General features: G+C 45.4%; 14 protein-coding genes. All 14 read right to left on the reverse strand.

What is annotated here, in order from left to right; genetic code table 11:
* The coding region (locus tag AC29Z1_RS04945; RefSeq protein WP_488270346.1) for an MlaD family protein at positions 1-1,174 on the reverse strand (1,174 nt) is incomplete at its 3' end.
* A complete protein-coding gene (locus tag AC29Z1_RS04950; protein ID WP_488270347.1) occupies positions 1,171-1,929 on the reverse strand; it encodes an ABC transporter ATP-binding protein in 759 nt (252 codons plus the stop codon). The genes AC29Z1_RS04950 and AC29Z1_RS04945, both read right to left, overlap by 4 nt.
* Positions 1,930-1,954: 25 nt before the next feature.
* Positions 1,955-2,725, reverse strand: a complete 771-nt coding sequence (locus AC29Z1_RS04955) for an MlaE family ABC transporter permease (RefSeq protein ID WP_488270348.1) — start codon at positions 2,723-2,725, stop codon at positions 1,955-1,957.
* Between the two features lie 261 nt (positions 2,726-2,986).
* Positions 2,987-4,282 (reverse strand): NPN-dependent 2-hydroxyacid racemase, LarAH10 family, encoded by a 1,296-nt coding sequence (gene larAH10 / locus AC29Z1_RS04960; RefSeq protein ID WP_488270349.1) that lies wholly within the window; start codon positions 4,280-4,282, stop codon positions 2,987-2,989.
* A 354-nt stretch (positions 4,283-4,636) separates the two neighbouring features.
* Positions 4,637-6,481, reverse strand: coding sequence for a SpoIVB peptidase S55 domain-containing protein (locus tag AC29Z1_RS04965; protein ID WP_488270350.1), 1,845 nt, complete (start codon positions 6,479-6,481; stop codon positions 4,637-4,639).
* Positions 6,482-6,487: 6 nt separating this feature from the next.
* Positions 6,488-6,802, reverse strand: a complete 315-nt coding sequence (locus AC29Z1_RS04970) for a biotin/lipoyl-containing protein (protein WP_488270351.1) — start codon at positions 6,800-6,802, stop codon at positions 6,488-6,490.
* Positions 6,803-6,866: 64 nt separating this feature from the next.
* Positions 6,867-8,291, reverse strand: coding sequence for a phosphodiester glycosidase family protein (locus tag AC29Z1_RS04975; RefSeq protein ID WP_488270352.1), 1,425 nt, complete (start codon positions 8,289-8,291; stop codon positions 6,867-6,869).
* A gap of 203 nt (positions 8,292-8,494) precedes the next feature.
* Entirely contained in the window at positions 8,495-8,911 is a 417-nt protein-coding gene (locus AC29Z1_RS04980) for a rod-binding protein (protein ID WP_488270353.1), read from the reverse strand.
* A gap of 17 nt (positions 8,912-8,928) precedes the next feature.
* Positions 8,929-10,044 carry a flagellar basal body P-ring protein FlgI gene (locus AC29Z1_RS04985; protein WP_488270354.1) on the reverse strand — a complete coding sequence of 372 codons (1,116 nt, stop codon included), beginning with the start codon at positions 10,042-10,044 and terminating at the stop codon, positions 8,929-8,931.
* A 39-nt stretch (positions 10,045-10,083) separates the two neighbouring features.
* Positions 10,084-10,671: a flagellar basal body L-ring protein FlgH gene (locus AC29Z1_RS04990; protein WP_488270355.1), complete on the reverse strand. Its 588-nt coding sequence runs from the start codon at positions 10,669-10,671 to the stop codon at positions 10,084-10,086.
* Between the two features lie 64 nt (positions 10,672-10,735).
* Positions 10,736-11,719: a flagellar basal body P-ring formation chaperone FlgA gene (flgA, locus tag AC29Z1_RS04995; protein WP_488270356.1), complete on the reverse strand. Its 984-nt coding sequence runs from the start codon at positions 11,717-11,719 to the stop codon at positions 10,736-10,738.
* Between the two features lie 10 nt (positions 11,720-11,729).
* Positions 11,730-12,512 (reverse strand): flagellar basal-body rod protein FlgG, encoded by a 783-nt coding sequence (flgG, locus tag AC29Z1_RS05000; RefSeq protein WP_488270357.1) that lies wholly within the window; start codon positions 12,510-12,512, stop codon positions 11,730-11,732.
* A 214-nt stretch (positions 12,513-12,726) separates the two neighbouring features.
* Complete coding sequence (gene flgF, locus AC29Z1_RS05005; RefSeq protein ID WP_488270358.1) at positions 12,727-13,473, reverse strand: flagellar basal-body rod protein FlgF; 747 nt, start codon at positions 13,471-13,473, stop codon at positions 12,727-12,729.
* A 90-nt stretch (positions 13,474-13,563) separates the two neighbouring features.
* Entirely contained in the window at positions 13,564-14,553 is a 990-nt protein-coding gene (gene mreB / locus AC29Z1_RS05010; protein WP_488270359.1) for a rod shape-determining protein MreB, read from the reverse strand.
* Positions 14,554-14,562: the final 9 nt, after the last annotated feature.

Consider the following 14,562-nt stretch of genomic DNA (forward strand, 5'->3'; position numbering starts at 1 on the left):
ACTGGGCACGCAGCTTGACCCGTACATCATTAGGATCATATACATCCAGCGACATGCGCAGTTGGTTACCTACTTTGGCATCCACACCTACGCCGGCTTTACTCTCAATCAGACCAAAACGCTGGTCAATAGCCTGACCGCTCTTACCTACTTGCAAATTTACTTTATTGCCTTCGCCAATGTCACTAACTCCGATGACGGCAAAGTCACGGGGCGAGGTGCTAATAGTAAAATCCGCATTGCTCTGATATTCATGCGTATCTGAACTATATAGGGTTTCGACACTGGCTTCGGTTTTAATGTCTGCCACTTTGCCCAGCATTTTGTTCGCTTTTGCCGAGGCTTCACTGGCATTCTTGATGGTTTCCTTAAGATGTTTGGCTGTATCAGGGTCTGTCACCACGTCTTCTAACGCAGCAGCCATTTTTTCTACCCGACTGGTAGTCTGCTTAAGGACAGCTATGGTTTCCCGTAAATCGGCGGCAGTCTGTCCGTTGTTATCAACATCACTCACCAATTTATCTACTCGGGCTGCTGTCGAATTCAGGCTGACAGACATATCTTTGAGATTACGAACCATAGTAGTAACATCTTCCTGATTCGTAGCGGCCATGCTGGCAAGGGTAGCTGTCAACTTTTCCAAATTAGCAGTAACGTCTCTGGTATTTACTGCCGCTTCTTTAAGCGCAACCCGAACTTTTTCATCACCAACTACATCATTGAGAGCAGCCACCAAGGTTTTGACTTCAGCCAGTACCTCATTAGCCGCTACCATCAATTCGTCAAGTCCCTGCGGATTGTCACCCTGCACCTGAGCATTAGGAGTTAAGAAGCCGGTGACGTCCTGCGGCGGTACAATGTTAATGAATTTTTCCCCCAATAACCCGTCAGAACCAATGGTGAATTTCGAACCAACAGGAACTTTTACACCCGGATTAAGCAATATTTCAGCCATTACACCCTCAGGGACCACCCGTACGTCGGTTACCCTGCCAATTTCTACTCCAGCATAACGCACCAAATTGCCTGGTTTCAAACCATTTACCTGACTAAATACTGCGTGGACCGGATATCCTTTTTCACCAAAACTCATGCCAGTTAAGTACATAATCATTCCAGCCAGTAACACCAGACCGGCCAGGGTTATCGCTCCCACTTTGGCTTCGGTATTCACGTTCTGGACCTCCCTTTATTTTCCGCTACCATCGTAGCTCCCCGGATAAATTTAGCCACAATGGGGTTTTCCGATTGTTTTATCATCGCTGGTGTGCCAATTTCTACAATGCTGCCGTTATAAATCATGGCAATCCGGTCGGCAATGCTAAAAGCACTCGCCATATCATGAGTAACGACAACCGAAGTAGCGTCAATCATCCGTCTGGTGCTAACAATCAGCCGGTCAATGGTATTGGACATAATGGGATCAAGACCGGCAGTAGGTTCATCATACAGTACAATATGCGGATCAATAGCAATCGCCCGGGCTAAACTGACCCGTTTTTTCATGCCGCCTGATAATTCGTTCGGCATGGCATTCTCTTGGCCCCGCAGGCCTACCATGCGCAACTTTCGCCGCACCGTCCGAGCAATTTCCTCCTCTGTCATCTTGGTATGCTGTCTAAGCCCAAAGGCTACATTTTCGCCCACCGACATGGAGTCAAACAGAGCTGAATACTGAAATACCATTCCCATCTCTAACCGGATGCTATTCAGCTCATCTTCATTCATTCGAGTAATCTCCCGGCCGTTAACCCATACCTCCCCGGAAGTTGGTTTTAAGAGGCCGATAATAAGTCTGAGCAGTGTACTTTTACCAGAACCGCTGGGGCCGATAATAACCATAATTTCCCCTTGTTCAACTGTCAGATTAATATCTTTGAGTATTTGTTTGCCGCCAAAATTCATAGTAACATTAATAAGTTTAATCACGGCAGTACCCCATTTCTACGGACTACTAACGATAAAGTATAACAGATAAAAAATAATTGCTGATAAAAATCAAAATAATGGACAGCACCACCGAGCCTGTAGTCGCCCTCCCTACTCCTTCTGCACCTTGCGCAGTGGTCAAGCCCTTATGGCAACCAATAATGGCAATAATGGCACCAAAAAATATGGCTTTGATCAAACCGCCGATCACATCATGCGGCACAGCAAAAACCTTAATGGAATTAAAAAAAGTAAAGGACGTAATACCTGTATACATGGTAGCAATCACATAACTGCCAATTATACCAATAACATTACCGAAAATAACTAAAACAGGCAGCATAAACATACATGCAAGCAGCCTAGGCACAACCAGATAGGCTATCGGATTTACTGCCATAACCCGCAAAGCATCAATTTGTTCTGTCACCTTCATGGAACCAATTTCAGCCGTGATGGCAGCACCTACCCGCCCGGCAAATACCACGCCGGTCAGAACTGGCGACAATTCGCGTCCCATGGCCACAGCCACCAAACCGCCGACCGATGACTGAGCCCCATATTTTACAAATTCATGACCTGTCTGAACGGTCATAACCATGCCAGTAAACAGCATGGTAAGCAGCACGATAGGCAGCGAGTCCGCCCCTAAATGAGCCATCTGTCGTACAAGCAACGTGGCATTGAAACCACGCAAATGGTAAATACTTTGTCCAAACAGCATCACGATCTGCCCCATATTTTCTAGAGCGCTAATAACCAATCTCCCAATACGGGCCAAAAGCTCAATAAGCATATACATGCTCCCTACATTCGACTAAATATTCGATAATGCTTAATACTATTCCATATTTTTTTCTAATTCCCTGCCATCATCCGCTGATTTAAATATTGGGAAACGAGGGAAAAGTGGGCCAGACTCAATGGTTTTACCAGCTAGGCGTAGCACGACTGATGCCTAATCATTCTTACGTCAATATGATTAATTATCTGTTCTGATGGAATAAGAAAAATCCGCAGATCTTTTCGTCTACGGATTTTGAACATAAAAGTGGGATTATTCTTTCATTACAGGTACCGTATTGGCGGCATGAGGCATTACGGTAATCGAGTAATCTTTGCGACCTAGCTTTTCTTCGGCAATCGCCATAGCTTCCTCTAGCGAGCTGGCCGGTATCATCCCCGCCTTGGCAATAAACTCCCTATTTTGTGGCAAAGTAACAATAATCATTGACACTTGTTTGGCGATTAAGCCACACTTAAGGGCAATGAAGCCTGGGACGGTAAAGCCTTTGCGCAGCGCTAGCTCCCGTTCATGCAGGGATGTGAAATCAAACCAACCGCTGAAATCGGGTGGTTCCATGATGTCGCGACATTCCATGAGGAGGATGACAACTCCCCCTTCTTTGACTGCCATAAAGGCGTTATCAATACTCTTGGAACCTTGGTACAGGTTAATATCTTTTGGGAAACCGCCAGCCGAGCCAATAACAAGATCAGCCTTTTCCCTGATCGGAACCCCGAAAATATCTTCTACTGCACGGCAGCCTTCCAACCAAGCATCATACCAGTGTCCGGAAACAAATTTGGCAAAAGTTCCTTCAGGTGTTAACACTGCATTGAGCAGAAACGCAGGATTAACCATTGCTGCTATTTCTGTCATATCTTCGTGCATATTGTTACCTTTAAGCTTACCAGAAATGCAGTTCGGACTTATGCCTTGACCCACTACATCATGCAAACAAAAACTATGATTTCCCTGAATACTGTTATAGCCTGAAACTCCAGGCATAATTGCCTTGCGGCCACCGCCGAAGCCAGCCATTAAGTGATAGACAATACCGCCAGTCAATATCACTTTATCGGCCTGGACAACCGTCTTATGAACATATGCCTCCACGCCTCGACTGGTGGTGCCAACTTTTACGAAGTTTTCGGCAGCCGGAGCATGACTTTGCTCAATCTTAATCCGGTCAACCACTTCTTTCCCATAGGTGGCAAGGTTTTCTTCTGGTGTATGATAGCGATGGGCACCAAGAGCAACCACCAGAGTAATATCGCTATCCGGTACACCGGCTGCATTGAGCTCGTCCAGCAGCGTTGGTAAGAAAAGGTCATGACGAACCCAAGCGCGGGTAATGTCGCTCGCGATGATACATACTTTATCACCTTGTTTAACAACTTGTTTTAGCGGCGGGCTACCAATGGGGTTGGCAAGAGCCGCCTTAACGGCCGCGGGAATATCAGTAACCGCCTCAACTGGTTTGCCTTCGATAACCTGCAAGATTTGCTTGGTTGGCAGGCTGCAAGTTATTTCCTCATTCCCATACCCCAGGCGAAATTCAGTAAACATAATTAATTCCTCCTTAAATATGTACTTGCTGAAAGTATCAATACAGCATATATAGACTGATCTTCATTCAATTCTACTAAAAAAAATTAACAAACACTTCCAATGCGCCAATTACTAGTTAAAAACATTTTCGATGTTTAATTTGGTTACTATACATCCTCAATTTTTTACTTGTTTGGCAAACCTATAGTTAAAAGCCAATAGTATACTTTAGTACATTCAGAATAAACATTTGTCACTAATTATTTGTTTTATAATTATAACACAAATCAAAAGAAACCGCGACCATTTTATAATCATTAAACGTAGGGGCTGACTCAATGGTTAATTGAGTCAGCCCCTACCTGTCTTAGTCTATTTTGTTATATTTAATACAATTTGAGCATCGCCGTCAATGATATAGTCTGTTGTTAGATGAACTTTACGGGAAGCAGCGTTTTCTTTGGTGTTCTTTGCTGCTTGAGCAGCATATTTACTACCCAGTTTTGCTGTTAGTTGAGCCATGTCTGACGGTACCGGAGCTGGCGTAGGTGCAAATTTATTTTCAGCTGCTGACTTAGTATTCTTGCTTGGGCCGCCGGTAGTGTTGTTAGACATGCCCATATCAATGACTTCAACGACGATATCGTTATTACGGTCACGATTGACCAACTCTTTAACCGCTTCCTCTAACGACTTGGCCTTTGGTTTGGTCTGAAACAGTTTACTGATATCTTCTTCTGTAACTTGGGTTTTTCCCAACAATTGGGCCATGGAAACCATGCCACCACCACGTACTGCCAGCATAAGTGTCCCTGGTTGCTGGTCTTGGGGTACTGTGTAGGTTAGTTGTCTAGTGATAGGGTCACTGCGGAAAGGTTTTAGCTTAACCTCAATTTTCACAGTATCGCCCGGTTTAGCCTCAGCGGTATTGGCCTTAGCTTCGACAATGGTGGCTGTCCGGCGCTCTTTGTCAACGGTCACATCCACTTTTACATCCATGATGGTTACAGGAGCAAACTGATTGCCAGCAAGCAGCGTTAGCGCTTCATGGATCTCAGCTATCGCCAGTTCTCCAATATTTCCTTGGGTATAAAACATATTTTCGCGTTTCATGATTCCACCAGGGATACCAGCTGCGCTGATTTCAAAGTTAACTCGGGCAGAACCGGAACCCACACGATCAATGGTTTTTTCGATGGCATTGAATACACTGACTGCCGAAAGAGTAGGTGCCAATTCCTCATCTTGAACAACCTGCGCCCACATATCTTTCGTACGATCGAGAGTTTTGTCAGTAACACTGATTCTTAACGGGACAATGCCGGGAAAGTGTCCCAGCTTACCGGCAATACCAGCTCCGCGATCTTGGGTAATCATTCCGATAGCTTCGGTTGGGCTGCCAACTTTAAATGAGTTTTCCAACCCTTTCACAGTAGTATATACGTTAGCATCTGTCAGAAAATAGTTGGCTTGGCCCCGCTTCAGAAACGGATGACCGAACGCCAGAATTTTATCACCTTCAACATAAGTTACGGTACCTAAGGACCCTACACTGACATCACCACGAACCAACTGTACACCAATGGTACTGCCTGGTTCTACAGTTCGATAGGCAATGCCATTGTTGCTATCATCCATACTACCGCTGACAGCATAGGGAGTAAGATTATATGGTTTTAGTTTGTCTGCCAGCATTTTTAGGGACTGATCACCAAAGCCTGATACCATTAGCGGCGTAGCGGCCTCATTCGCAGGGGCTTGGATTTCTTCTGGTACCTTAAGTTCAACCTGCTTATGTGTATTATCCAGGTCCCAAAGGGCCAGCATATCGGCAATCGGAGTCACCATTCCGATTTTATGGTCGGTTAATCCCCAGCCATAGGCAATCGCACCTACCAGTTTGCCATCAATGTATACCGGACTGCCGCTCATTCCTTGCGCAATACCGCCGGTACGCTCGATAACATCACCATAAGTACGCACCAGCAGCAAATCGCCAGACGGCCCTTTATTCTTCATCACATCTAAAATTTCTACGCCAAATTCTTCAATTTTGTTGCCAGATACAACGGTTTTGGCAATCCCATGCATGCCTTTGGTTATTTGATCAACAGGCATAAATTCTGGCGCTGCCTGGACTGTGACCAATGGCAGCAGGAAAACTATCGCTGCCAGCGCTGCCAGACAGCGCCGTATAAGTATTAACAAGATCTTCATCCTTCCCTATCGTTTAAGTGGTTCAATTCGTACTAAAATATCACCGGTTTTTACTTTATCTCCAGGCTTTACCAATACTTCCTTGACTCTACCGTCGACTGTCGCTCGAACTGCAGGAGCCGGACCGGTAATAGTTTGAACATATACTAAAATATCGCCTTCACGAACCATAGCGCCAGGAACTGTTAAACCATTTGCCATAACACTGCCTGCTAATACACCGCGCTGGTCTACTAATTGTCCTGCAGCCAAAGCCCAGGCCACAGCGCCAATAACTAGCAATACGGTAAGAATAATGATACTCCGTCTATGAGCCATCATGGGTAACACCTGCCTTTTCTTAAATTATAAAGGCTATGCCTAGTTTTATTATAACGCATTTTCTTTAATTAGCAACCTGGGAAGGAATAATTACCAGCGCATTCCCCACCCGACGTTCCCGACCATCTGATGGTTTGTTAACTATGCTTCCTTTAATTACCATTTCACTTGAACCGCCGCCATCCAGATTCATGGCATCTCGCGCCCCTAGTTCTTGCATGAAAAAAGCCAATTCCAACAGCGTCATGCCAATGCTGCTATCCTGCCGTCCATCCACGACAACTGCCAAAATGTGTCCATCATCTTTCAGTCCGATGGCAGTCCGCGGCGCGCGTCCCTTCGCAACATCTGGCCCAAATTGTTCGAGCTTTGTCGTCAAAAAAACACTGTGATTTTTAACTAACATAGGACCTGCTCCTAAAGCGTGCTGGGTTTTATCCCATTCATAACCCAGTGTTTGCCGCACAGTAACCGTGTCGCCGATTTGTAGGCAGGAAACCATCTCGGCTGCTTTACCATGTGCCGACAAAACCACACCGTCAGGCGGGATGGGGGAATTGTTAGTATTAACGGCTGTTACCTTGCCGTTGACGATAATATACTCTTTGCCATGCGGATTGGTTTTAGTCGTAGGAGCATAGAAACCGTTATACAAAATCAGTTCATTCTCACCGCGCTCACGGTTTACGGCATTAATGGGCACATCTTTTCCATTAGGCAGCTCAACTTTTCCTTCATAGTGCACTTGGTCAATCAACATGCTGCCATTTGGCAATATACCTAGGGCCGTACGCGGTAATTCTGGGGTGCTGACAATTTCACCATCTATTTTCATCAAACCGATAATGGAGCCATCAAGACCGAAGTAAGAACCATTAACCCCTGCGATAGCACGGCTGCGTTCAACCATGGCCTTGAGCGGCTCTAGCCCTTGTATTGCACCATTGGACAATACCGGTTTTATCTGAAAGCCTGCACTCGGGTCAATATCAAGAATATGAGCCCACACCGGTCCATGGGCAGCATGTCGCAACCATGAAGTATAGATAATGCCAGGAACTACTTCATCAACCAGTTTATGTTCATAGTCTTTTATGATATCGACTACCAAACGATTAGGATTACGTAACGTAAAGACTTTATACATATAGACTGTTTTTAAGTCAATCACAGCCCGTAATCTTCCTGGTTGGAATTGCGCCAGTCGCAGCCCCTTCACTGTCGGGTCATTAATAGTATATTGAGCAGCCGCCTTATTGACAGTTCCCGGCATATCAATGACTAATCTAAGCGGATTGTCTAAGGTCATTACCTTATACTGAGGCAAATCTGTAACATCAAAGACAAAGCGTACGGTTTCGGTTGTTTGACTTGTCCGAATGTTTTTCACAACAATCGTGGGTGCTGCCTGTACCGTACCTTGAATAGAAACACACAATATAACTGTAATCAAAAACATGCTTATACGCGACCGTAATTGTTTCAGCATGTAATAATACTCCTTATGAATAGGTTATACAGCTTGTGCCATACCTCTGGCATGAACGTAAGCTTACAAAATTATTCGCCTAACTTCTTGGGAATCCTCCTGCTCTTCTGCTGTTTGCAGCAGAGAGATTTATCTTAAAAAACCAAACTTGCCTAAGCCAACTTGGTTCAGGCAAGCCATTTGTCTGGATAAGGAAAGCCAGGCTAACGAACAGCCTGGCTTTTTCCAATACTTGTGTTCAACTGACGGTATAACATATCAGCCAGCCCTATACCACCGGCTTGTGCCATATTTTTGGTTAGCTCAGTATCCAATAAGGAAGTTAACAGCTGTTCTTCTGAGCTGTTTCCAAGCAGATTTCCTTTCGGCACAGTCGCCCGCATCCTGGTCAACAGCATATTCAGGAATACCGCTTCCATTTCTTTGCAGGCTGCTTTGAGTTTAGCATCTTCATCAGATTTTGCAGCAGCATCAGCAGTTGTCAAATCTGTCCGTTTGGCTGCCTTTGCGGCGGCTTTCTCCATCTGCTCAGCAAATGACGTTCCTTGGTCGATGACCGGAGTCCCACCAGTACGAGAAATCGTATTGGACTGTATATGATTGTGGGAATAGATACGCATCAAACTCACCTACCTGCCTACATGATTTGGAGTTCAGCGTGCAGTGCACCTGCTGCCTTAATAGCCTGAAGAATAGAAATAACATCACGTGGCGTAGCTCCTACTGCATTGAGAGCAGCCACAACATCTCCCACATTGGCTGAAGCAGGCAGAACAATCAGCCCGGCTTCTTCTTCTTTTGCGTCAACGGTTATTTCGGTTGTCACTACCGTACGTCCGTCGGAAAAAGCCGGAGGCTGAGATACCTCTGGGATGCTACCAATTTTTACAGTAAGACCACCTTGGGCCACTGCCACTTGGTCAATAGTCACATTGCTGCCAATAACTACCGTACCTGTGCGTTCATTGATAACCACTTTTGCCACAGTATCAGGAGTAATAGCCAATTCTTCCACTGCAGCAACAAACCCAACGACATCATTGCGATAATAATAAGGGATATTGACGATGACTGTGCCAGGATCTTTAGCTAGACTTATCTGTCCAAACCGTTGGTCAATGGCTTCACTTATCCGACTGGCGGTAGTAAAGTCTGGCTGGTTAAGGCTCAGCGTAAGTTTTTCTTTATCGGTAAAATCCATAGGTACTTCCCGTTCGACTAACGCGCCATTAGGAATGTTGCCTACGGTGGGGAAATTTTTCTGTTGTCTTGAACCACCGGAACCAAAGACAAAGCCCCCGGTTGACAGCGGTCCCTGAGCTACAGCATATACTTGACCATTAGCAGCCCGTAGCGGGGTTTGCAGCAGAGTACCGCCCTGTAAACTCTTAGCATCACCGATCGACGATACGGTAATATCAATAACATCACCTGCTTTGGCGAAAGGCGGTAATGTGGCTGTAACCATAACGGCTGCTATATTTTTCGGCTTGAGCTGCGAAGTATTAATTACAACCCCAAACGTTTTGAGCATATTGGCAATGGATTGGAGTGTATAGGTGGTTTTATCTGAGTCCCCGGTGCCTGCCAGTCCAACTACCAAGCCATAGCCTACCAGTTGGTTACTGCGTACGCCTTGCACCTTGGCTACATCCTTAATCCGGGTACTAACCTGTGTTGGTGCAGCCATCGCAGAAGCTGTTATACTTATGGCCAATGCGGCGACCAGAAACATAGCTATTAGTTTGCGCATATGTCCTCCGCTAATCGTTGTTAATTGAGCATTTTCTGATTAGAATAAGAAATCAAATACCTGAGTCAGTATGCCTTGACGCTGCTTTCTGGTTAACGGCCCTTTACCCTCAAATTTAAGCTGTGCGTCAGCAATTTTGTTTGACAATATCGTATTGTCTGCAGTTATATCTTCCGGACGAACAACACCAGTAATGGTTATTTTTTGAACATCCGAGTTTTGTTTAATGGTTTGAGTACCGGAGATAACCATTTGCCCATTGGGTTTAATCTCGGTTATGGTAACAGTAATCCGTCCACTTACTCGGTTAGTATTGGAAATAGAACCCTGGGAATCAAACTTGTCTGAACTACTGCCGCTCACTGGCTCAATAAAGGTGAATAAACCAACACCAGCATCTAAGTTAGTGCTGGCTGACTTTGAATTAGACGCTTTCCCAGAACGGCTGGCGCTGGAGGATTCATTGATGATAATGGTGAGGATATCACCAACAGCATAGGCTCGACGATCAGTAAACATGTTAGCGGCTGGTGAGTTATCTACCCAGAGAGATTGAGCCTTAGCAACCGGAACAGAGGCGATGCTACAGGTGAGCATCAATAGAAGAATTACAAAATTGCGGATCATTTTCATCCTGCCTTTCCGCTAAAAGTAGACTCCATTTCAAAAGGAATTTCAGCCCATCTACCGGTTAATCTCTTGACAAATGAGCCTGCACGGTCGTTTCATTAATAACCCGACCCGTAATTGTCTTATTCGAGTTTGCATTTTTCACCTTGATAACCTGGTTTTCACTGCCGTTTTGTAAAGCAATGCCAGGTGCACTTACTTCTATACCGCCAATTCTCGCAACAATGGTAATCGTTTTTCCTCGTTGTATGAGTATTGGCTTTTCCAGCATACTATCAGTTATAACCGTACCAGGAGCTAATTGACGTTTTACTGCCAAACCTAATATTTTGTTAATGTCAGTAAAATAGCCTGGTGGCAAACGCCCGACATCCCGTCGTTCAAAACTTACATGTTCTTCAGCTATCAATTCGCGGGCAGCTAATGCTCGGGTGGTTACGGCAACCTGCTCATATTTTCTTATGTCAAATTTTAGGTGAACAACCTTGTACGTTTGACCAGCTACCTGGACCCCGATACTTACGGTTGTTGGCGAATTATATTTAACCCCATAAGGTAGCTCAAAGTCATAAGTAACCGTACCTGGGGGAATAAACAAATCTTCCACCTGCGTGATCGGCGTAATAACGACATCAGCACCAGAAAGCCGTGTTTTCAGATACTGTTCCGCTTCCGCAGTAATCATTTGTCCACGTAATACCTGCGAGGAAGCAGTTACTTTAAACTGTGGCGGAACTTGCCAGACTATTCCTCTACAATCCACCTTGGCGGCGCTTACTCTGACTCTCAGCAGTTCTGTGGAAAAGACGAAACTGCGGCCAGGCGAAGGAGCAGGCCCTAGTTTAATTTGGCGCAAAGCAGTTATTCGGTCAGCATCACTGCCCCTGATGTCAGCAATGTCGCCAAGCGTAATGTACGGTCCGCTAACTATGGATTCCGGAGCAACTACAATGGTTATTGCCTGGGCCTCGGCTTTGCCGCCGGTAAATAATATACCGGCAACACATAGAAGTACCATGGTAAGCCGGTAAAAATTATGCCTCATGCGTTATTCCCTAACGTTTTAAGTTAGCGGCTCTTTCCAGCATGTCATCAGCCGTTTGGATGGCTTTGGAATTTACTTCATAGGCCCGCTGGGCAACAATCATATTAACCATTTCTTCAACGACTTGCACATTAGACATTTCGAGATATTGCTGAATGATAGTACCTGCACCATCTTCACCAGGATTGCCGATAACTGGTGCGCCAGAGGCGGTTGTCTCTTTCAGTAAATTGTGGCCAATATTTTCCAGGCCTGCAGGATTAACAAACCGGGCAATTGTGATCTGTCCCAGATCTTCCTCACCATCCGGTGTTGATGCGGTAACACGCCCATCTGATGAAACAGTAATACCGGAGGCATTTTCAGGAACGGTAATTACAGGTTCTAATGGATAACCTTCTGAAGTCACCAATCGTCCCTGCGAGTCTTTTTTGAAGGCCCCGTCACGAGTATACGCTATCTCGCCATCAGGCATAGTAATTTGAAAAAAACCATCCCCTTCGATAGCAAGATCAAAGTCATTACCTGTGCTCTGGAAGTTTCCTTGCCCATATAGTTTCTGGGTAGCTATCAGGCGCACACCATGCCCCATTTGGATACCGCTTGGCACTTCAGTATCCGCACCAGTGGCTGCGCCTGCCTGACGAAGAGTTTGGTACATAAGATCCTGAAAATCGGCACGACTTTTCTTGAAACCGGTTGTGTTCACATTCGACAGGTTATTGGATATGACATCAAGATTGGCCTGTTGAGCAATCATCCCTGTGCCAGCAGTCCATAAAGCTCTAATCATTGTTTGTAACCCCCGCAATTATATTTATATACTATTTCTGCATGCAGCAATGCTTGTACCGTGTCAACCCCATGCCTGTAGTTTTTTACTAGAATAATTTCCCACAGTTTTTAGTTGTCACGGCATTGAAGCCTTCTTCTGATCCAGCCCTTTGTATTATATATCGAATGATATTGCGTAAAAGTTAAGCAGGAATTATGCTAAAGCTTGCAGCTTAGACTTTCCCCACTTCATTTACTGCTTTATCCAGTAGTTGGTCATGCGCTTGCACAGTTTTGGCATTGACTTCATACGCCCGGTATCCGGTTATCATGTTCACCATTTCGTTAATCACATTGACATTAGAGCGTTCCAAAAAACCCTGTACGACTTTACCGGTTGCCTGCTGTCCAGCCGTTGACGCACGGAACAGGCTGTTTCCTTCTTTAACAAGTTCACGCTCATTAGCAAATTCTACTACTCGCAGTTGCCCGACCTCTACACCATCAACAGTAATTCTGCCGGATTCTTCCACAGAAAGTTTGCCGTCAGGAATGACAATCGCTCCGTTTTGCCCAAGCACCTGATAACCTTCCGAAGTTACTAGTTCACCCTGTCCATTACGACTAAAGGCACCGTTTCTAGTAAAACGTTCTCCCGCCGGTGTCTGAACAACAAAGTATCCTTTGCCGTCAATGGCAAAATCCAATGGGTTACCGCTCGGACTCAGCGCACCGCCAGTATGAATGGTAGCGATCTCGTCAATGATAGTACCTACTCCCAATGTGCCGATAGCTGGAGCCTCTTGGCCATCATTCATGCGATGAATTAATAAACTAGCAAAATCCTTGGATATGGCAACATCTTTTTTATAACCAGTGGTATTAGCATTTGCCAGATTATTGGCAGTAGCGTCTGCTCTAATGGTTTCTGCCAGCATGCCAGAACCTGATGTATAAATACCTCGAATCAATGGTGTCACCTCTTCAATATTTTTATCTGATAACTATGCCACTCTCGGCACCACGGTTACATACACTGGAGTTAAAATAACTTAGTTGACTACATTGTCTTAACCGGCAAGAGTACCCTTTTTCAATGTTGTCAGTGTATCCTGCAGACTTTCTAATGATTCAAGTGCCTTACCTGTTCCCAATGCCACACAAGATAAGGGGTCTTCTGCTAAATAGGTGGGAATGCCTGTCTCCTGATTAATCAGCTTGTCCATCCCATGAAGCAATGATCCTCCGCCAGTCATCACAATACCGCGGTCAACAATATCAGCCGCCAATTCAGGTGGCGTCTTTTCTAATACCGACTTGACGCATTCAACAATCAACGACACTGGTTCGATTAATGCTTCCCGAGTTTCTGCTGAACTCACCCGCACGGTTTTGGGCAAACCTGATATCAAATCCCGGCCGCGTATCTCCATGGTTTCGTTGCGGCCATTGGGATAGGCGGTAGCAATCGTAACTTTGATTTCTTCAGCAGTACGTTCACCAATTAAAATATTGTATTCCTTTTTCACGTGGCGGATAAGCGCCTCATCAAATTTGTCGCCGCCAATCCGCAGCGATTCGCTGACAACAATTCCGCCAAGACTGAGTACTGCTACATCGGTGGTGCCTCCGCCGATATCCACAACCATAGCCCCGCACGGCTCGGAAATCTCCAGACCAGCTCCCAGTGCGGCTGCCAGCGGTTCTTCAATCAGAAATGTCTTACTAGCGCCTGCCTGCATAGCTGCTTCCAATACTGCCCGTTTTTCTACGGTAGTTACGCCAGAGGGTATGCAGATCATAATTCTAGGTTTAAAAAAGAAGTTTTTGCCTGCTACTTTTTGGATAAAATGCCTAAGCATGCTTTCGGTGGTATCATAGTCGGCAATTACTCCTTCGCTAAGAGGTCGAATGGCAATAATATTGCCCGGTGTTCGGCCAAGCATCCGGCGAGCTTCTTCACCTATAGCCAAAATGCGATTGGTATCACGGTCAATGGCTACCACTGACGGCTCTCTAAGTAAATTTGTAGGAAGGTCCTTGCTTACACCTGCCAATATTAAACTCCA

This window comes from Sporomusa sp., from assembly GCF_057736855.1.

Coding starts and splice junctions, on each gene's coding strand:
- flgG (WP_488270357.1), bottom strand. CDS start 12,512: ATGATTAGAGCTTTATGGACTGCTGGCACAGGGATGATTGCTCAACAG.
- flgA (WP_488270356.1), bottom strand. CDS start 11,719: ATGAGGCATAATTTTTACCGGCTTACCATGGTACTTCTATGTGTTGCC.
- AC29Z1_RS04980 (WP_488270353.1), bottom strand. CDS start 8,911: ATGCGTATCTATTCCCACAATCATATACAGTCCAATACGATTTCTCGT.
- AC29Z1_RS04990 (WP_488270355.1), bottom strand. CDS start 10,671: ATGATCCGCAATTTTGTAATTCTTCTATTGATGCTCACCTGTAGCATC.
- AC29Z1_RS04985 (WP_488270354.1), bottom strand. CDS start 10,044: ATGCGCAAACTAATAGCTATGTTTCTGGTCGCCGCATTGGCCATAAGT.
- AC29Z1_RS04965 (WP_488270350.1), bottom strand. CDS start 6,481: ATGAAGATCTTGTTAATACTTATACGGCGCTGTCTGGCAGCGCTGGCA.
- larAH10 (WP_488270349.1), bottom strand. CDS start 4,282: ATGTTTACTGAATTTCGCCTGGGGTATGGGAATGAGGAAATAACTTGC.
- AC29Z1_RS04970 (WP_488270351.1), bottom strand. CDS start 6,802: ATGATGGCTCATAGACGGAGTATCATTATTCTTACCGTATTGCTAGTT.
- AC29Z1_RS04955 (WP_488270348.1), bottom strand. CDS start 2,725: ATGCTTATTGAGCTTTTGGCCCGTATTGGGAGATTGGTTATTAGCGCT.
- AC29Z1_RS04975 (WP_488270352.1), bottom strand. CDS start 8,291: ATGCTGAAACAATTACGGTCGCGTATAAGCATGTTTTTGATTACAGTT.